The 18,135-nt window shown below is 65.0% G+C and carries 22 protein-coding genes; 5 read left to right on the top strand and 17 right to left on the bottom strand.

Annotated elements, in window-relative coordinates; all coding sequences use genetic code 11:
* Positions 1-87 precede the first annotated feature (87 nt).
* Both hemF and ACSQ23_RS28335 read right to left on the bottom strand, forming a co-directional pair.
* Positions 88-957, bottom strand: coding sequence for an oxygen-dependent coproporphyrinogen oxidase (gene hemF / locus ACSQ23_RS28340; RefSeq protein ID WP_436092700.1), 870 nt, complete (start codon positions 955-957; stop codon positions 88-90).
* Entirely contained in the window at positions 954-1,418 is a 465-nt protein-coding gene (locus ACSQ23_RS28335) for a tRNA (cytidine(34)-2'-O)-methyltransferase (protein ID WP_200940470.1), read from the bottom strand. The genes hemF and ACSQ23_RS28335 overlap by 4 nt, the downstream gene beginning before the upstream one ends.
* 236 nt (positions 1,419-1,654) lie before the next feature.
* Here ACSQ23_RS28335 and petA point away from each other — a divergent pair, with 236 nt between their 5' ends.
* The 5 genes from petA to ACSQ23_RS28310 all read left to right on the top strand — a co-directional run bounded on the left by petA (position 1,655) and on the right by ACSQ23_RS28310 (position 5,255).
* Entirely contained in the window at positions 1,655-2,179 is a 525-nt protein-coding gene (gene petA / locus ACSQ23_RS28330) for a ubiquinol-cytochrome c reductase iron-sulfur subunit (protein ID WP_436092701.1), read from the top strand.
* A gap of 14 nt (positions 2,180-2,193) precedes the next feature.
* Positions 2,194-3,483, top strand: a complete 1,290-nt coding sequence (locus ACSQ23_RS28325) for a cytochrome b (protein ID WP_055880780.1) — start codon at positions 2,194-2,196, stop codon at positions 3,481-3,483.
* Between the two features lie 17 nt (positions 3,484-3,500).
* The gene (locus ACSQ23_RS28320) at positions 3,501-4,343 is read left to right on the top strand and encodes a cytochrome c1 (RefSeq protein ID WP_436092699.1); all 843 of its coding nucleotides are present in this window, start codon (positions 3,501-3,503) and stop codon (positions 4,341-4,343) included.
* A 133-nt stretch (positions 4,344-4,476) separates the two neighbouring features.
* Complete coding sequence (locus ACSQ23_RS28315; RefSeq protein WP_055880775.1) at positions 4,477-4,677, top strand: hypothetical protein; 201 nt, start codon at positions 4,477-4,479, stop codon at positions 4,675-4,677.
* 47 nt (positions 4,678-4,724) lie between these two features.
* Positions 4,725-5,255, top strand: a complete 531-nt coding sequence (locus ACSQ23_RS28310) for an adenine phosphoribosyltransferase (RefSeq protein ID WP_056001202.1) — start codon at positions 4,725-4,727, stop codon at positions 5,253-5,255.
* Positions 5,256-5,333: 78 nt separating this feature from the next.
* On the opposite strand, the gene ACSQ23_RS28305 is transcribed toward ACSQ23_RS28310, so the two are convergent.
* The 15 genes from ACSQ23_RS28305 to ACSQ23_RS28235 form a co-directional block, all read right to left on the bottom strand.
* On the bottom strand, positions 5,334-7,238 hold the full coding sequence (locus tag ACSQ23_RS28305; protein WP_436092698.1) for a diguanylate cyclase: 1,905 nt from the start codon (positions 7,236-7,238) through the stop codon (positions 5,334-5,336).
* Between the two features lie 198 nt (positions 7,239-7,436).
* The gene (locus ACSQ23_RS28300; RefSeq protein WP_436092697.1) at positions 7,437-7,607 is read right to left on the bottom strand and encodes a hypothetical protein; all 171 of its coding nucleotides are present in this window, start codon (positions 7,605-7,607) and stop codon (positions 7,437-7,439) included.
* Positions 7,608-8,131: 524 nt separating this feature from the next.
* Positions 8,132-8,494: a hypothetical protein gene (locus tag ACSQ23_RS28295; RefSeq protein ID WP_055880766.1), complete on the bottom strand. Its 363-nt coding sequence runs from the start codon at positions 8,492-8,494 to the stop codon at positions 8,132-8,134.
* Between the two features lie 8 nt (positions 8,495-8,502).
* A complete protein-coding gene (locus ACSQ23_RS28290) occupies positions 8,503-9,060 on the bottom strand; it encodes a MaoC family dehydratase (RefSeq protein WP_055880762.1) in 558 nt (185 codons plus the stop codon).
* Positions 9,057-9,581 carry a MaoC family dehydratase gene (locus tag ACSQ23_RS28285; RefSeq protein ID WP_436092696.1) on the bottom strand — a complete coding sequence of 175 codons (525 nt, stop codon included), beginning with the start codon at positions 9,579-9,581 and terminating at the stop codon, positions 9,057-9,059. The genes ACSQ23_RS28290 and ACSQ23_RS28285 overlap by 4 nt, the downstream gene beginning before the upstream one ends.
* A gap of 245 nt (positions 9,582-9,826) precedes the next feature.
* Positions 9,827-10,249 (bottom strand): hypothetical protein, encoded by a 423-nt coding sequence (locus ACSQ23_RS28280; protein WP_436092695.1) that lies wholly within the window; start codon positions 10,247-10,249, stop codon positions 9,827-9,829.
* A 121-nt stretch (positions 10,250-10,370) separates the two neighbouring features.
* Positions 10,371-11,471 carry a redox-regulated ATPase YchF gene (gene ychF / locus ACSQ23_RS28275; RefSeq protein ID WP_055880756.1) on the bottom strand — a complete coding sequence of 367 codons (1,101 nt, stop codon included), beginning with the start codon at positions 11,469-11,471 and terminating at the stop codon, positions 10,371-10,373.
* Between the two features lie 193 nt (positions 11,472-11,664).
* The gene (gene pth / locus ACSQ23_RS28270; protein WP_056001196.1) at positions 11,665-12,399 is read right to left on the bottom strand and encodes an aminoacyl-tRNA hydrolase; all 735 of its coding nucleotides are present in this window, start codon (positions 12,397-12,399) and stop codon (positions 11,665-11,667) included.
* Positions 12,400-12,461: 62 nt separating this feature from the next.
* A complete protein-coding gene (locus tag ACSQ23_RS28265) occupies positions 12,462-13,100 on the bottom strand; it encodes a 50S ribosomal protein L25/general stress protein Ctc (RefSeq protein ID WP_055880751.1) in 639 nt (212 codons plus the stop codon).
* Between the two features lie 542 nt (positions 13,101-13,642).
* Positions 13,643-14,908 carry an RNA polymerase sigma factor gene (locus ACSQ23_RS28260; protein WP_436092694.1) on the bottom strand — a complete coding sequence of 422 codons (1,266 nt, stop codon included), beginning with the start codon at positions 14,906-14,908 and terminating at the stop codon, positions 13,643-13,645.
* A 3-nt stretch (positions 14,909-14,911) separates the two neighbouring features.
* On the bottom strand, positions 14,912-15,292 hold the full coding sequence (locus ACSQ23_RS28255) for a YciI family protein (RefSeq protein ID WP_436092693.1): 381 nt from the start codon (positions 15,290-15,292) through the stop codon (positions 14,912-14,914).
* Between the two features lie 13 nt (positions 15,293-15,305).
* Positions 15,306-15,755 carry an iron chaperone gene (locus ACSQ23_RS28250; protein ID WP_436092692.1) on the bottom strand — a complete coding sequence of 150 codons (450 nt, stop codon included), beginning with the start codon at positions 15,753-15,755 and terminating at the stop codon, positions 15,306-15,308.
* A gap of 25 nt (positions 15,756-15,780) precedes the next feature.
* Positions 15,781-16,170, bottom strand: a complete 390-nt coding sequence (locus tag ACSQ23_RS28245) for a VOC family protein (RefSeq protein ID WP_055880743.1) — start codon at positions 16,168-16,170, stop codon at positions 15,781-15,783.
* Positions 16,171-16,305: 135 nt separating this feature from the next.
* Positions 16,306-16,713 (bottom strand): YciI family protein, encoded by a 408-nt coding sequence (locus tag ACSQ23_RS28240; RefSeq protein WP_436092691.1) that lies wholly within the window; start codon positions 16,711-16,713, stop codon positions 16,306-16,308.
* A 306-nt stretch (positions 16,714-17,019) separates the two neighbouring features.
* Complete coding sequence (locus ACSQ23_RS28235; RefSeq protein ID WP_055880738.1) at positions 17,020-17,955, bottom strand: ribose-phosphate pyrophosphokinase; 936 nt, start codon at positions 17,953-17,955, stop codon at positions 17,020-17,022.
* Positions 17,956-18,135: the final 180 nt, after the last annotated feature.

The raw sequence follows: 18,135 nt of genomic DNA, 5'->3' as shown, positions 1-18,135 counted from the left end.
GCCGGAGAGTCTTGCCGCCCCCTCCACCGCCTTCGGCGGTCCCCCTCCCCCGCCACGCGGGGGAGGATCAAGGAGAGGTCGGTGTCTTTACGGCCAGCGCACTTCCGGGGGCATGGAGGAGAGAATCGAGGTGACATTGCCGCCGGTCTTCAGCCCGAAGGTAGTGCCGCGGTCGTAGAGCAGGTTGAACTCGACATAGCGGCCGCGGCGGATCAACTGCTCGTGGCGCTCGGCCTCGGTCCAGGGCGTCTCGAAATTGCGGCGAACCAGGGCGGGGTAGACGCTGTCGAAAGCGCGGCCGACGTCCTGGGTGAAGGCGAAGTCGGCGTCCCAGTTCCCCGAATTGTGCTGGTCGTAGAAGATGCCGCCGATGCCGCGCGGCTCCTTGCGATGCGGCAGGTAGAAATACTCGTCGCACCATTTCTTGTAGGCGGCGTAATCGACGCCATGCGCCTCGCAGGCGGCCTTGTAGGCCAGGTGGAAATCGATGCTGTCAGGGTCGTCCTGGGTGCGCCGGCGATCCAGGACGGGAGTGAGGTCGCCACCGCCGCCGAACCACCATTTGCCGGTGACGATCATGCGGGTGTTCATGTGCGCGGCGGGAACATGCGGGTTCCAGGGGTGGATGATCACCGAGACGCCGGCGCTCCAGAACTCAGCGCCTGCCTCGGAATGCGGCATCTGGCGGGCGAACTCCTCGGAGAAGTGGCCGTGGACGGTGGAGATATGGACGCCGGCCTTCTCGAACACCCGGCCGTGCAGCAGGCCCATCTCGCCGCCGCCACCGGCTTCGCGACTCCACGGTTCGATCTCGAACTTGCCGGCAGGCCGGTCGGCATGCGGCCCCTTCACCTCGGCTTCGACGGCCTCGAGGCTCTGGCAGAGCTGATCGCGGAAGCTCCGGAACCAGGCCGCAGCCACTTGCTTTTTTGAGTCAATGTCGGCGGGTAATGTCATGAGAGAGCTGCAAAACCGTTGGTCTGTCGCAGCGCCTCACCTAGCACGAGGCTGCCGGCCACGGCCACGTTGAGCGAGCGCATATCTTGTCGCATGGGAATGCGGACGCGCAGCTCAGCGTCATCAGCCACCGCATCCGGCACCCCGGCCGACTCACGGCCGAGCAGCAGGATGTCGTGGGGTTGATAGGCCACGGCGTAGGCCGAGACGCTTGCCTTGGTGGTGAGGAGCGCCAGCCGGCGCCCGGCCGAGCGGCGCCAATCATTGAAATGGGTGTAGCTGTCGTGCTCGGTGAACAGGGCGTGTTCGAGGTAGTCGAGCGCCCCGCGGCGGATCGAACGCGGCGAGAACTGAAAGCCGGTCGGATGGATGATGTGCACCATGACCCCGAGGCAGGCGCCGAGGCGGAGCAGGGTGCCGGTGTTCTGCGCGATATCGGGTTGGTAGAGGGCCAGATCGATCATTGGAATTCTTGAGTGTAGCGGTTAGGTTTTAGGCGGTTGCTATAGTGTCGCATCGGGGGAAAGTCACCCTGACTCCGGCTGGACAAGCCCCATTCATAGTGTCAAAAGAACGCCCAAATCACGCGCTGTTGAGGGCGGGGGTTGGCTCTGGCTATGTGGCCCTATGCCAACGGGCACCGAGGCGCTGATCAAGACACAACAGACGGAAGCTTACCTTGGCGACGCAATCCAATCTGGCACATCAGGACGACCCTAAACCGGGTCGGCGCGATTTCCTCTATATCGCGGCAGGCGCCGTAGGCGCGGTGGGCGTTGCCGGGGTGACCTGGCCGCTGATCAACCAGCTGAACCCCGATGCGTCCGTGCTGGCGCTAGCCAGCATCGAGTTCGATCTGTCGAACATCGAAGTGGGCCAGTCGGTCACCATCAAGTGGCGCGGCCTGCCGGTGTTCGTGCGCAACCGCACGCCCGAAGAGATCGCCGAGGCCAAGGCCGTTCCGATGTCGGACCTCAAGGATCCGGCGACCGACGAACAGCGTACCAAGCCTGGCCACGAGCAGTGGCTGATCATGATCGCCAACTGCACGCACCTGGGCTGCATTCCTGTCGGCGATTCCGGCGATTACAACGGCTGGGCCTGCCCCTGCCACGGCTCGCAGTTCGATACTGCCGGTCGTATCCGCAAGGGCCCCGCGCCGACCAACCTGGTGCTGCCGCCTTACGAATTCATTTCCGATACGCTCGTGAAGATCGGTTAAGGGGACTCGACCAGATGGCTCACGAATCCAGCTACGTCCCCGGTAACGTCGTCGAGAAATGGATCGACGACCGCCTGCCGATCATCCGGTGGTCCAAAGAACACCTGATGGACTACCCCACGCCGAAGAACCTCAACTACTGGTGGACCTTCGGCGCCATCCTCGCCTTCATGCTCGGCGTGCAGATCGTGACGGGCATCATCCTCGCCATGCACTACACCCCGCATGTCAGCCTCGCCTTCGACTCGGTGGAGCATATCCGCCGCGACGTGAATGGCGGCCGCATCATCCAGGCCGTGCATGCCACGGGCGCCTCGATGTTCTTCGCGGCGGTCTATATCCACATGTTCCGCGGGCTGTATTTCGGCTCGTACAAGGCGCCGCGCGAGATCCTGTGGATCCTGGGCGTGCTGCTGTTCGTGCTGATGGTGACCACTGCCTTCATGGGCTACGTGCTGCCGTGGGGCCAGATGAGCTTCTGGGCCGCGACCGTGATCACCAACATCCTGGGCGCCATTCCGGTGCTCGGCACCCCGATCCTCGAATTGCTGCGCGGCGGTTTCGCCGTCGACAACGCGACGCTCAACCGCTTCTTCTCGCTGCACTACCTCTTGCCGTTCATCATCGCGGCGGTGGTGGCGCTCCACATCTGGGCGCTGCACGTGCCGGGCAACAACAACCCGATCGGCGTGGAAGTGAAGTCGAGCCGCGAGACGGTGCCGTTCCACCCGTATTACACGATGAAGGACCTCTTCGCGGTCATCGTGTTCTGCATCCCGTTCGCCTGGTTCGTGTTCTTTGCGCCCGATATCCTGGGCCACCCCGACAACTACATCATGGCGAACAGCCAGGTGACGCCGGCTCACATCGTGCCCGAATGGTACTTCCTGCCGTTCTACGCGATCCTGCGCGCCATCGACTTCAACATCCTGTTCATCGATTCGAAGCTGGGCGGCGTGATCTTCTTCGCCGGCGCGATCCTGGTGCTGTTCTTCGTGCCGTGGCTCGATACGTCCAAGGTCCGCTCGGGCACCTTCCGCCCGATCTTCAAGTGGTTCTACTGGCTGTTCGTGGCGAACTTCGTGTTCCTGACCTGGCTCGGTTCGGCGCCGGCCGAGGGCATCTACGTGCTGCTCTCCAAGATCGCCACGGCCTACTACTTCATCTACTTCATCATCGTGCTTCCGCTGCTCGGACGCTTTGAGACGCCGCGGCCCCTGCCGACGTCGATCACTGAGTCCGTGCTGGCCAAGCACAAGGCGCCGGCGGCCGCTCAGCCTGCCGCTGCGTCGACGTCGCACTGACCCGGGGCCCAACGCCAATGATCAAGACCAAAAGCATTATCGGCGCCCTGCTGGTGAGCATGCTGTTCGCGGCGGTTCCCGCCGTGGCGCAGGACCACGGCACCCCGGAGATCAAGAAGGAAGCCTGGAGCTTCGCGGGTCCGTTCGGCACCTATGATCGCAACCAGCTGCAGCGCGGCTTCCAGGTGTTCAAGGAAGTGTGCTCGAGCTGTCACTCGGCGCGGCTCATCGCGTTCCGCAACCTCTCCGAGCCGGGTGGTCCCGAGTTCACCGAGGGCCAGGTGAAGGCGCTGGCGGCCGAGTACGAGATCAACGATCCCGAGGCCGAGGGCGGCAAGCGCCCGGGCATCGCAGCCGATCGCTGGCCGTCGCCGTTTGCCAACGAGCAGGAAGCCCGTGACGCCAATGGTGGCGCGCTGCCGCCGGACTTCTCGGTGCTGGCCAAGGCCCGCGGCACGACGCAGCCGTTCCCGTGGTGGATCTTCAACTACTTCACTGCCTACTCGGAAGGCGGCCCGGACTATATCCACGCACTGCTCAACGGCTATGTCGACCCGCCGCCGCATGGCGCCGAGGTGCCGGAAGGCAAGCACTACAACACCTACTTCCCGGGCCACGCGCTCGGCATGGCTCCGCCGCTCAGCGATGGCCTCGTCACCTATGAGGCAGGCGAGACCGGCAGCGTGCCGCTGACCGTCGACCAGTACTCGCGCGACGTCGCCTCGTACATGATGTGGATGGCCGAGCCGCACCTCGTGGCGCGCAAGGAAGCCGGCTTCCAGGTGATCGCGTTCCTCCTGGTGTTCGCCGGGCTGATGTACCTGGTGAAGCAGAAGCTCTGGTCACGCGTCGAGCACTGAGCCAACGCTGCCGCAATGATTATGCAAAGGGCCCTGTGGGGCCCTTTGTCGTTTCTGCGCCCCTTGCGATCCGGGGCGGCATCGTCGATATTCTCGGGCGAAGCAGTTCCTGGCGAAACATCCGGAGGCCCACATGTCGATCATTCGCGGCGCCATCACGGCCGCAGCCCTGGCCCGGACCATGATCGCCCATCCGATGGTGCGTGCCGGCATTGCTGCGGCGCCGCTGCTGCTGACGCCCAAGGTCAAGGCCGCCGCCAAGGACGCGACGCTCAACACCGCCTACAAGGCTGGCCAGCTGGCGCGCAAGATCGTCAACAGCACCAAGCGCTAACCCCGCGCTGATCTCCTTCATCGTTTCCCAACCGCCGAAGCACACTCATGCTCGACCTCAAGTCGCTCGTCCGCACGATCCCCGACTACCCCAAAAAGGGCATCCTGTTCCGTGACATCACCACGCTGATCGAGGATCCCGCCGGGTTTCGCGAAAGCGTCGACCGGCTGGCCGGATTGCATCGTGACCTGGGGATCACACACGTCGCGGGCATCGAGGCGCGCGGCTTCATCTTTGGCGCCGGCGTCGCCATTGCGCTCGGCGTCGGGTTCATCCCGGTGCGGAAGAAAGGCAAGCTCCCCGGCGAGACGATCGGCCAGAATTACGCGCTCGAGTACGGTGTCGACACGATCGAGATCCATGCCGATGTGATCGGGTCAGGCGACAAGGTGCTGCTGGTCGACGACCTGATCGCCACCGGCGGTACGGCAGTGGCGGCAGTATCGCTGCTGCGGCGGACCGGCGCGGAAGTGTCACATTCCGGCTTCGTCATCGACCTGTTCGACCTGGGCGGGGCGGAGAAGCTCCGAGCCACCGGGGTGAAGGTCGAGGCGCTGATCCCGTTCGAGGGGCATTGAGGGGCAGCAGGCGCTGAGGCCTGCAGTCGGCGCGCCCTCCCCCGCGAGCGGGAGAGGGTACCCGACTGCCAGTACCTGCTAATGCACGACGCGCAAACTGCGGGGCAGCACGTCGAAGCGGCGGCGCCAGCCGCTGACCTGGTCGCGGCCGCTGCTTTTGGCAGCATAGAGCGCCTCGTCGGCGCGGCCGACGAGGTCGGCGGCGTTGCGGTCGGTCTGGCCCGGGGCATAGGCAGCGATGCCGAGGCTGACGGTGACGCGGCCGAACTCGCTGGCCTGGTGCGGTAGCGCCAGCGCTGCCAGCAGCTCGCGATAGTCGTTGGCCAGGCGGTAGGCGGCTTCGGCATCCGCCTCGGGCAGCACTACGAGGAACTCCTCGCCGCCATAGCGGGCGATGAGATCGGCCGGGCGGCGGAACACCTGGCTCAGGCACTGGCTCACCGCCTTCAGGCAGGCGTCGCCGGCGAGGTGACCGTAGCTGTCGTTGTAGGCCTTGAAGTGATCGATATCGAGCAGGATGACGCTCAGCGCCGTGTCGGAGCGGAGGCTGCGGGCAATCTCGATCTCGAGCCGCTGGTCGAGCGCCCGACGGTTGACGAGGCCGGTCAGCGCGTCGGTCGTCGCTTCCTCGCGCAGACGTTCGGCGACATCGAGCAGTTCGAGCTCGGTGCGCTTGAGCCGGGTGATGTCGGAGACCACCACCATCGAGACGCCGTCGGGCGAGGGGCGAGTGGAGACGCGCAACCAGGTGCCGTCGTACAGGTGCACCTCTTCCTCGGCGTCGTGGTGCAGCGACTCGGTGATCTCGTCGATCCACTCGGCGACATTGGCAGGCGACGAGCCGACCTGCTGCTCGCGCCGTTCGGCCGCGGCTGCGAGAATGTCGCGGATATTGGCGCCGGGGACGCGGACGTCCGAGGTCAGCGGGAAGAGCTTCTGGTAACGGGCGTTGCAGAACAGCAGCTTGCCGGCGTGGTCGAACATGGCGACGCCATCGGTCATCTGCGCCATGGCGAAGGCGAGGACGCGCTGGCGCTCGTCGAGTTCCAGCTCCAGGTGCTTCTGGTCGGTAATGTCGCGGTTGTGGGTGATGAGCCCCATGGCGCGGCCGCTTGGGTCATTGAGTTGTACCTCGAGCGTCTGCAGCCAGCTGGTGCCACCGTCCGGGCGCTCTACCGGCTGCTGGAAACTCCAATGCGTCTCGCCGGTATGGGGCGGCGAGGCAGGGCGAGCGACGCCGAGCTCGTCGCCGGGGCGTCCGATCAGCGCTTTCGACGAGCTCACCCCGAGTAACGTCGCGGTCGCCGGATTGGCGATGACGAAACGGCCCTCGGTATCCCTCACACTGATGCTGTCGGGCAGCTCGTCGATCACCTGGCGATAGATCTGGTTCTCGCGCCGTGCCGTGCGCAACTCCTCGTCATGGGTGAGCGCGAGGCCTGAGAGCATCACCGCGAGGAACAGCAGGGCGGTGCGCGCGGCAAGCAGCGGCACCCAATCGCTCATGCCGGGATCGATCGGAACGAAGGCGATGGTCAACAGGCCGATGGCGCAGGTGGCGAGCGCCAGTGCCGGCGAGTGCCAGCGGGCGATCGACAATCCGCGGCGGCGCAGCAGCAGGTGGCCGAACGAGGCGGCAAGGGTGACCAGGGTCATCGACACCATGCCAGCGGGCGCCCCGACGCCACCGACCCAGAGGCGATAGGTGATGGCCGGGATAAGCGCCGCCAGCGCCGCCAGCGGGCCGCCGAAAAAGGCGGCAAGGGCGAGGAGGCAGGTGCGCAGGTCGAAGAAGACGCCAGGCGCGAACTGCACAGGGAACAGCATGGCAGCGATGGCGCCGAGCCCCATCACCGCGCCGAACCCGGTCTCGACCGCCCGCGGCCCGAAGCGCTCGAACACGTCGCGCAGCTGGGTCCAGACGGTGACGACGAACGCGACGACCGAGACGTTGGTCATCAGGCTGTACCAAGGCGACTCCATGACCGGGGGACCTCGTGGCGCGGGTAGGCAATATGTCGTCGCATGATTGTGCGCCGGTGCGCATAACGAAGCGCTAAATCGTTGAATAGAAAGCATTGGGGTCGGTAAGTGTTTGTTGGCGCTACCGGCCACCCCCTGCTTGGGGGCGGGTTTTCCCCGTGATTGGGCGCCCCGGCGGCGTTGCCGGGGCGCCTTCGCTCATCGCGATTTAGGCCCACCGAGCAATGGCGGCAGGGCCAGCTTCTGCGGCTCGGGCACGGGGTGCCCGGCCGGCCGGCGCACCGGCTGATAGGGGTTGGCGCCAGGGCGGCCGCCCCAGCTTTGCTTGTTGACCGGGGTAGGACGCTGGTAGGTCATGAATTTGGGCATAAGCAATCTCCTTGTCCGCCGCGGCGTAGTAACGCGCGAACGAACTGAAGTAGCGACGTGACGCAAAGCAGTGCTGTGCGCGAGTCGCGGTTGGCGATGAAGTGCAGGGGGAGATTGGACGCCCGAGGCGCCGGACAGAGTCAGCCCGTCATCTGGAGCAGTGCTGTGGTCGACATCCGCGCATCAGCTGCCACTCGCAAGGCGAGGGAAGCAATGGCTCGGGCGTCCGCAACAGTGCTCAGATCATTTTCGGGCGGTACTCCTCTGGAAGGCGCGTTGTTTAGCGCTGGAGGGCGGGGAGGTCAAGATGGATGTGGCGCAGTATCGACACATCCCGAGGTTGTCGACGGACCTCCCACGCCCACCGGATGTCATCCCAGCGAAAGCTGGGACCCAACTGTCGGCTGGTGCGGGCGGCGAAATGGGTCCCAGCTTTCGCTGGGATGACATCGAGTTTGAGGATAGCTGCGGTGGTCCACTGACACATCGGTTGCCCTGTTGCAGCGCCCCTAGGCCCGCAATGCCTACCCCCGCGGGGTGCAGGTGAGGACGTTCTTTTCTGCGGTGTAGAGCTGCAGCACGTCGCGGCCGGCATCGTCGAAGCCGAGGATGGCGTTGGTGATGCCGGCGCCGGCGACGAGGTTGCCATCGAGGAAGGTGACGCCGTTGGAGGCCATCTCGACGGTGCCGCTGCCCGATGCGGTGCTGCCGAAATTGGCCGAGGCGTAGCCGTAGGAGCCGGCATAGATGGTGAGGAGCCCGGCGCGGGCGCCGTCGACATTGGCGCGGCAGCCCCAGTTGCCCTCGACGCCGACGCCGGTGAGCGACTGCGCAGTGGCGGGTGCGGCTGCCAGCAGCAGGGCAGCGAAAGCAAGGGCAAGGCGCATGGCGTGACTCAACTCCGTTGGGTCAGCAACTTCCCTAATCCGGGGATTTTGGTCAACGCCTCAAGAACCCGTAAGTGCGGCGGCATCCGATAGTCGCGCAGCTTCGAGAAGCCGACCAGTTCGGCATGGTAGACTTTTTCGCCGTGCTGGTTCACCGCATCGAGGCTGTTGAACAACAGGCCCCAGCCGGGAATCGAGTTGGACGGGCGCTTGCCGGTGACGGTAAGCGTATAGGTAACGGTGTCGCCGGGCCGCACCGGCGCCTTGAATTCCATCTTGTTGACGCCGGGGGAAGGGCCGGAAACGCCTGGCTCCTGACCGAGGTCGCGCAGCCGCACTTCCTCGGCGTCGAGCGCGTCGACCATCTTCCTATGCCCCATCAGCACGGTGTGCCAGCCCGAGGCAATAACGCCGCCGAAGTGGCTTTGGGCCGCCGCAGCGGGGTCGAGATGGAAATATTGCGGGTCGTATTCCCGGCCGAAGGCGAGAATCTCTTGTTCGCTGAAGGTGTGGCTGCCGAGCGGGAACGGCTCGTCGATGGCGATGTCCTCGAACCAGCGGGTCATGCGGCACCGCCCTGTTCGACGTCATAGGGCTGCTCGGGCTGCGCCTGCATGCCGGCTTCGGGCTCGCGGCTCTCAACCAGGTTGGCGAGCCGCATGCTCATCACCGGCTGGCCCTTCTGGTTCTTCACGTCGAGATCGATGCTGACAATGCCCCATTGAGGATGGTGGCGAGAGCGACGCAACTCGGCAATGGTGGCGGTGGCCCAGATGGTGTCGCCCTTCATCACCGGCTTCTTCCACTTCAAGTCGGAAAAGCCGAGCCCACCGGCCGAAGCGATCTTCGACAGGAAGCTATCGCCGAGCAGGCGCAAGGTCAGCGCCGCGGTCTGCCAGCCGGAGGAGGCAAGCCCGCCGAGCAGCGAGCGCTTGGCGGCGGCTTCATCGAGGTGGAAGGGCAGGGGATCGAACTCGTGGGCAAAGGAGAGGATCATCTCCTTGGTCACGAGGGTCGAGCCGAGGTTGACGGTCTCGCCGACGACGAGATCCTCGAAATGGCGGCGGTCAGCAGTGACGGCGTTCATGGCGGGTTGACGTATACGTCAACGGGGAGGGGGGAGGCAAGGTGGTGGGTGGGTCCTACCGACGCTGGCAGTCGGGACCATCTGGAGGGTAGCCAGGGTGCTCCACCCACCGGCTGTCATCCCAGCGAAAGCTGGGACCCATCCATCAGCCAGTGCCGGCGGCGAGTTGGGTCCCTGTTTTCGCTGGGATGACATCGAGGTTGGGGAAGCGTGGCGCCCTCCGGAGCAGAGGGCCCACCTTCGGATTACGCCAAACCCCAGATGATCGCGATGCTGCGAGCGGTGCAATAAACGACGAAGTTCACCGCGAACAGGCCGAGCAGCCAGACCGGCAGGCGACGGGTGGCGTCGCCGGAGATGATACCGGTCCAGAGCAGCAGGCCCACCGCCCCGATGACCAGCGCGAACATCACCACGAACCAGCCACCGAGGATATTGCCGATGGCGAGGATCACCGGGGTAAGCGCCGCGGCGACGATCGGACCGATCACCCATAGCGCCTGCTTCTCGCGCCACAGGACGGCGGCGAGGATGCCGAGCAGCAGCAGGGCGAAGCCCACCGTCGGAATGACGGTAAAGGGGGTTACGGTGCCCCCGATCAGCGCCGGTGGTCCGGCGAGGTAGGACGATATCGTCGGCCACCAGGAGCCGAAGAGCTGGTCGAGCATGACGGGGCTCAGGGGTTATGAGTTAGGAGGTCAAAAACGTATTTGGTTTGTCGCGCTTTCGAACCGGAAAAGTCTGCAATCCCCGCCTTCGCGGGGACAGGCTTTTCCTGAAAACGCTCCCTTAGGTATTGAACTTGAACAACATCACGTCGCCGTCCTTGACGACATATTCCTTGCCTTCGTCACGGGCCTTGCCGGCTTCCTTGGCGGGGACTTCGCCGCCCAGGGTGACGAAATCGTCGTAGCCGATGGTCTGGGCGCGGATGAAGCCGCGCTCGAAATCGGTGTGGATCACGCCGGCCGCCTGCGGGGCGCGGTCACCCTTGTGGATGGTCCAGGCGCGGGTCTCCTTGGGGCCGACGGTGAAATAGGTCTGCAGGCCCAGCAACTGGTAGGCCTCGCGGATCAGGCGGTTGAGGCCCGGCTCATGCAGTCCGAGGCTTTCGAGATACTCGGCCTGCTCCTCGTCGGGCAGTTGCGCCAACTGGCTCTCGATCTCGGCGGAGATGACGATCACCGCGGCGTTGTGCTGCTTGGCATACTCCTCGACCTGCTTGGTCATGGCGTTGCCCGACGCGGCCGAGGCCTCGTCGACGTTGCAGACATAGAGCGCCGGCTTCGAGGTCAAGAGCTGCAGCTCGACAAAGGCCTTTTCTTCCTCGGCCGAACGTTGCACCAGGCGCGCCGACTTGCCATCGCGCAGCAGCAGCAGCGAGCGATCGATCAGCTCGAGGGTCAGCTTGGCTTCCTTGTCGCCGCCGGTCTTGGCCTTCTTCTCGACGCCGTTGCGGCGCTTCTCGAGGCTCTCGAGGTCGGCGAGCATCAGCTCGGTCTCGACCACTTCGGCATCGGCAAGCGGATCGACCTTGTTGGCGACGTGGATGATGTTGCCGTCCTCGAAGCAGCGCAGCACATAGGCGATGGCGTCGCATTCGCGGATATTGGCAAGGAACTGGTTGCCGAGGCCTTCGCCCTTCGACGCGCCTTTCACGAGGCCCGCGATATCGACGAAGCTCATCTTGGCCGGCAGGATCTGTGCCGATTTGCCGATAGTGGCGAGCTTATCGAGGCGCGCATCGGGGACGGCGACTTCGCCGGTATTGGGCTCGATCGTGCAGAACGGGAAGTTGGCGGCCTGCGCGTTGGCAGTGCGGGTCAGCGCATTGAAAAGCGTCGACTTGCCCACGTTGGGCAGGCCGACGATGCCCATCTTGAAACCCATGACAGTCTCCGGAAATCGTCGTTGGCGGCGCGAAGAAAGCCGCGCCAATCGTTGCGCTTCACATCGGGTGATCGGGCGCGGAAGTCAATTGGTTTGGTGCGCCTGAGCAGAGACTGGTCCCACGCTTCCAACAAGCTCGATGACAGCCGGTGCTTGAGGGAGCATCGAGCACACCGCAGCCACAGGCCCACGCTCAGTCCTTCTTGAACAGCTTCTTCAGCATGTCCGCCATCGGACCGGTCTCAGGCAGTTTGGCCTGCGGCGCAGTTGGCCGGGCGGCGCGGATGTGGCTTTGCGCTGGGGCCTTCTTGCGGGTCGGGTCGGCGGTTTCCGGGCGCTGGCTGCGCTCGGCGCCGTCACCCTGCACGGCGATGGCGAGCTTGTTCATCAGCCCGTTATCGTCGCCCTTGACGATCATCACCGCATTGTCGGCGATGGCATCGAGCAGCGGGATCAGCCAGGCCTGCTGTTCGGCCTTCGAAAAATCGCCGAGCACATGCGGCATCACCAGGTCCTTGTGACCGGGGTGGCCGACGCCGAGGCGGACGCGGCGATAGCCAAGCCCGATCTGCGGATCGATGGAGCGCAGCCCATTGTGCCCGCCATTGCCGCCGCCGACCTTGACCCGGGTCTTGCCCGGGGCGAGGTCGATCTCGTCATAGAGGACGGAAACGTCTGATGGCCCGAGCTTGTAGAAGGTGGTGACCTTCTGGACGCTGTCGCCGGAGGAATTCATGTAGGTCTGCGGCTTCAGCAGCAGCACCTTTTCGCCGTCGATCGCGCCTTCGGCGATCAGCCCCTGGAACTTCTCGCGGAACGCGGGAAAGTTGTGGCGGCGCGCGATGGCGTCGACAGCGAGGAAGCCGATATTGTGGCGATTGTTGCGGTATTTGTCCCCGGGATTGCCGAGGCCGACGATGAGATGCATCGGCTAACTTCCAGGCAGGGGAGGGTGGGAGCGGACCCGAGGCCCGCTCCCGTATAGACAGCTTATTCCTTGGGGGCGTCGGCAGCCGGAGCGGCCTCGGCAGCGCCTTCCTCGGCTTCTTCGGCGCGCAGGCCCGACGGAGCAACGATGGTGGCGATGGTGAGGTCAGCTTCGTGGCTGTGGTCGGACGCGCCGGCCGGCAGCTTGATCGACGAGATGTGGACGCTGTCGCCAACATCTAGACCGGTGAGATCGACGACGACCTCCTCGGGGATGTGGTCGGCATCGACGGTCAGGTCGAGCGTGTGGTGGACGATGTTCAGCACACCGCCGCGCTTGATGCCCGGGGAAGCGTCATCGTTGATGAACTTCACGTGCACCTGGACATTGAGCTTGGTGCCCTTGCCGACGCGCAGGAAGTCGACGTGCAGCGCCTTGTCCTTGACGGGATCGAGCTGGTAGTCGCGCGGAATGACGCGGTGCTTCTCGCCATCAACGTCAACAGTGACGATGTGGGAGAGGAAACCACCGGCGTAGATCGACTTCATCGCCTCGTTGTACGAGATCGAGATCGGCAGGGGAGCCTTCTTGTCACCATAGATGACGGCAGGAATGAGCCCCTCACGACGCAGTGCACGAGCGGCCCCCTTGCCCACCCCGCTCCGCGCCTGAGCCTTGAGCTCTTTAGCAGCAGTAGCCATTGAATGATCCATTCATGGGTTGGTGTGAACTCTGACACATCAAAGCTCACGCACCCGTCCTCCAGGGGTGACGGGCGCTTCATGGCGTGGGGCTATAGTGGAAGATGCCCCGGCGAGCAAGGGGAGAGCGGGCTACAGAGGGCCCAAGGCAAACACGCGACCGTCGAACTCTATCTGCCGATAAGGACCATCGATTGGTTTGAGCCTCGAGACGGTTCCGTCATCGCACGTGTAGACGCCTTGGCCGTCGGCCTGGCAGTTCACGGGGGCGGCCCCAATCCCCCGCGTGTACTGGTAGCGGCCGCTCCCCGCCTGCCAAAGCGAGGCGCCATCTGAAACCCACCTCTCAGGCCAGAAGCCTGATGTCGTGCAGCCACTGAGCGCTGCCCCGATCAAGGCGACCGTCGCAAGCCGCATCAGTTGTGCCCTGCGCAAGTGCACCGTTTCGCGTCCTCAGCAGAGCGGTTCAGGCAAGAGTGCATATCGCCATGATGGCTGTTCCAGCGTTGGGCGCAAGCCGCAAAGCGCAGCAACTGGATTCCTCATCCATCCGCCAGCGCCGCGATCTGGCTGCGCAGATAGTGCCGCACCGCCGCGTCGGTGGCGAGGCCGCTGGCGAGGGTGAGGGCTTCGTGTGCCTCGCCCTTCAACCCGGCCCGCGCCATCAGGTGCCCGCGCGCCGCCCAATAGGGCTGGTAGTCGGCCATGCGCCGGTCGTCGCCGAGCGGCGCGATGGCGGCGAGCGCCGCCTCGGGACCCTCGAGTTCGGCCAATGCCATGGCGCGGTTCAGCGCCACGACCGGCGAGGCGCTGAGCGCCAGGAGGTGATCGTAGAGGGCGAGGATCGCGGGCCAGGTATTGGCGCCGAGCGTACGGCGGGCGACATGAGCGGACTGGATCGCCGCCTCAATCTGGTAGCGGCCGGAGGGGCCGGCGGCGTTGGCGGCTTTCAGCAGCGCCTCGGCGAGGCCGATCTGCGAGTCGTCCCAGAGGCTTGTATCCTGCTGTTCGAGCGGCACATACGCCCCGTCAGCCGAGCGGCGGGCGGCGCGGCGCGCTTCGGTATAGAGCATCAGCGCCAGCATGCCCTTGGCTTCGGGCTCATCGGGCAGGAGGCCGACGACGAGACGGCCGAGCCAGATGGCTTCCTCAGCCAGTTCGATCGAGGCGGCATCGCCGATCTCGGCCCAGCCCTTGGTGTAGGCAGCGTAGATCGCCTCGAGTACGGCATCGAGCCGCTCGGGCAGCAGCTCCTTGTCAGGGATGCCGAACGGAATGCCGGCATCCTTGATGCGGCCCTTGGCGCGCACCAGGCGCTGGCCCATGGTCGCCGGCGGGATCAGGAAGGCTGCGGCGATATCGATGGCGGTGAGCCCGAGAATGGTCTGCAGGATCAGCGGTGCGCGCATGCCGCGCTCGATCGCCGGGTGGGCGCAGGCGAACATCAGCGCCAGGCGCCGGTCGGGGATTTCCTCGGGGGCGTCGGCCGCGGCTTCGATTTCATCGGCGATCATTTTGAGATGCTCCTCGCCCGCCTGCCGAGTGGTGCGGCGGCGCAGCGCGTCGGTCTGCCGCCGGCGGGCGACCGTCAGCAGCCAGGCATCGGGATTGTGCGGCACGCCCTCGCTCGGCCAGCTGTGGAGAGCCGCCGCAAAGGCTTCGGCCAATGCATCCTCGGCGCCAGCGACATCGCGGGTGCGGGCGGCGAGGAAGGCAACGAGGCGGCCATAGCTTTCGCGCGCCACCCGCTCGGCGACGCCAGAGGCCCGCTCGGCGGCCCGGGCGGCCTCGTTGCCCTCGATCTGCATGGGTCACCCGTCCTGTCGCCTGAGGCTGAGGTCGGGCCGGGGGTAGTTCTCGGCCAAGGGACGGATCTCGATCGAGCCGTAGCGCGAGCTCGGGCAGCGCTTGGCCCAGGCGATCGCCTCGTCGAGATTATCGACCTCGATCATGAAGTAGCCCGCGAGCTGCTCCCTGGTATCGGCGTAGGGGCCGTCGAGCACCTCGGTTCGACTGTCGCCGAAGCGAACAGTGGTCGCCGCCGAGGCCGGCTGCAGGCGTTCGCCCGCCGCCATGCCGCCGCCCGCTTTGGCTAGTGCCTCGTTGAACGCGGCGTAATCGGCCCAGAGCTCCTTCTGCGGCGCATTGGCAAGGGCGACTTCGTCGTGATGGATCAGCATCATGTAGCGCATGGTGGAGCGATCCTCAGCGGGTGGCTTGCTTGACGAGCTCGGTGATGCGCTTCTCGTCAGCGGGGGTGAGCTTGAGCAGGGCGAAGCTCGACGGCCACATGTTGCCGTCATCGAGCTTTGCCGCCTCGTTGAAGCCGAAGGTGGCGTAGCGCGCCTTGAACTTCGCCGCATCCTGGAAAAAGCAGATGCTCTTGCCGTCCTTGTAATAGGCCGGCATGCCGTACCAGAGCTTGCTGGTCAGCTCGGGCGCCGCAGCCTTGACGAGGGTGTGGATGCGCTCGGCAAGGCGGCGGTCGGCCTCTGGCATGGCGGCGATCTTGTCGAGCACGGCCTGCTCTTCCTCGGCGGCGCTGGCGTTGCGCTTCAGCTCCTTGGCGCGCTCCTTCATCGCGGCCTTTTCTTCGGCGGTGAAACTGTCGGCGGCTGCGTCGGTGCGCTTCACGGTGTTCTTTGCGGTGGCCATTTTCGGTTCCCCTTTTACTCAGCGCTTACCAGTTCAACTGCACGAACTGAATGATGTTGCCGCAGGTATCGTCCACCTGGGCGATGATCGAGGCGGTGACGTCGGTCGGCGGCATGATGAACGCGCCGCCTTTGGCCTTGATCCGCTCATAGTCGGCCTTCACGTCCTTGGTGTGGAGCAGCAGCGCGGGCTGGCCCTCCGCGAACATCGCCTGCTGGTAAGCCTTGGCGGCCGGGTTGCTGTTCAGCTCGAGCTGCAGCTCGGCGCCATCCGGATCGTCGGGCGAGGTGACGGTCAGCCAGCGATAGCCGTGATTGCCGAAGTCGGCCTTCTTCTGGAGGCCCAGCACCTCGGTATAGAATTTCAGCGCCTTGTCGTGCTCGTCGACATACACCTTGGTCAGCTTGATCTGCATCGGTCTTTTCCTGTCATTGGGCTGGCGGCGATGGCCGCGTCAGCGTCAGGACACCGTGCCCTGATACGACAATGACGGGGGTGCTCAGACCATTTCGACTCCCGGGCAAAAAAACTTCAGAAAAATCTGTGGCGCTCAGAATCCGGAGATCAGGGCGCGGACTTCCACCGGTCCCCACTGCGCCGCGGGGCACTTTTTCGCCCAGGCAAGCGCCTCGTCCATGTCGGCGGCCTCGATGATGTAGAAGCCACCGAACTGCTCGCGGGTCTCGGCATAGGGGCCGTCATGCACCTTGAGCTCGCCGGCATCGTTGACGAAGGCGGCGCCGCACTTGTTGTCTTCGCGATAGCTGGCGTCGCCGCCTTCCATGACCAGGGTCTTGGCGTCATGGGTGCGGGCGAGGGGGGCGGTCATCACGAAGGCGCCGGCCTTGGTCAGCGCCTCCTGGTAGGCATAGAGCGTTTCCATCGCCTTCTGCATCTGGTCGGGCGGGATCTGGGCTCCGGCTTTCTCGTCGGCATAGAGCATCAGCATAAAGCGCATCGGTGTCTCCTCTCCTGGGCACGATAGCCCCTCAGGGCAATGTCGGGCGAGGGGAGGCGATTTCGACAGGGGGATGAGGATTCTCACTACTTGCCAGCTCACCGGCCCATCTCCCCCTTGGCGGGGGAGAAAGCGAAAACTTGGGCTTAGCGCAGCTAAGTCCTTAGTTTTCGCAAGAGAGGGGGGCGTGGGTTGGACACGGTGGCTCCGCATCCCCTCTCTTGGAATTTCTAAGGCTTAGCCAAGAAGCTAAGCCCAAGAAATTCCATTCTCCCCCGCAAGGGGGGAGATGAGGAGAGAGCGGTCTCAGTCCAGCAAACTCGAGACGCTCTGTTCGCTGGCGGTGCGGGCGATGGCTTCGCCCATCAGGGGGGCGATCGAGATGATGCGGATGTTCTTGGCGGCCTTGGCGGCATCGGTGGCGATGATCGAGTCGGTGATCACCAGTTCCTTCAGCTTCGATGCAGCGATGCGCTCGGCTGCGCCCTCGGAGAGCACGCCGTGAGTGATGTAGGCCGAGACTTCGGTGGCCCCGGCCTTCAGCAGGGCTTCGGCGGCGTTGACCAGCGTCCCGCCGGAATCGACGATGTCATCGATCAGGATGCAGGCGTGGCCGGAGACGTCGCCGATGATGTTCATCACTTCGGAGACACCGGCCTTGGGGCGGCGCTTGTCGACGATGGCGAGGTCGGCGCCGATGCGCTGCGCGGTGGCGCGGGCGCGGGCCACACCGCCGACGTCGGGCGAGACGATCATGACGTTGCCGTTGGGCGAGTAGTGCTCCTGGATATCGCGAACCATCACCGGCGCGCCATAGAGGTTGTCGGTCGGGATATCGAAGAAGCCCTGGATCTGCGCGGCGTGGAGATCCAGCGTCACCACGCGGTTGACGCCGGCCTCGGTGATCAGGTTGGCCACGAGCTTGGCTGAAATCGGGGTGCGCGAGGCGGACTTACGATCCTGCCGGGCATAGCCGAAATAGGGAATCACCGCGGTGATGCGACGGGCCGAGGAGCGGCGCAGCGCATCGGACAGGATCAGCAGCTCCATCAGGTTGTCGTTGGCCGGATAGGAGGTCGACTGCAGGATGAACACATCCTCGCCGCGGACGTTCTCGTGGATTTCGACGAAGATTTCTTTGTCGTTGAAGCGCTTGACCGTGCAGTCGGTCAGCGGGACTTCGAGATAGCTCGCGACGGCTTCGGCGAGCGCGCGGTTGGAATTGCCGGTGACAAGTTTCACGAGCGCGCTCCGCTATCGGGCCGGTCCGGGGAGTTGCCGGCTCCTGATGGGCGGGTCTTTAGCTTGGGGCGCAGCGGGGCGCAATGCGCCTTGTGACGGATCGGTGAAGGAATCTGGGCGGTGGGTGCCACTGCCACACAGCACCGAGCTCTCTGCCGTCGCCTCCCTCCCCCTTGAGGG

Origin of the sequence: Devosia sp. LjRoot16, from assembly GCF_964252795.1 — a bacterium.
GTDB lineage: Bacteria > Pseudomonadota > Alphaproteobacteria > Rhizobiales > Devosiaceae > Devosia_A.
The sequence above is the reverse complement of the archived record's forward strand: the minus strand, read 5'-3'. Positions and strand labels throughout refer to the sequence as shown.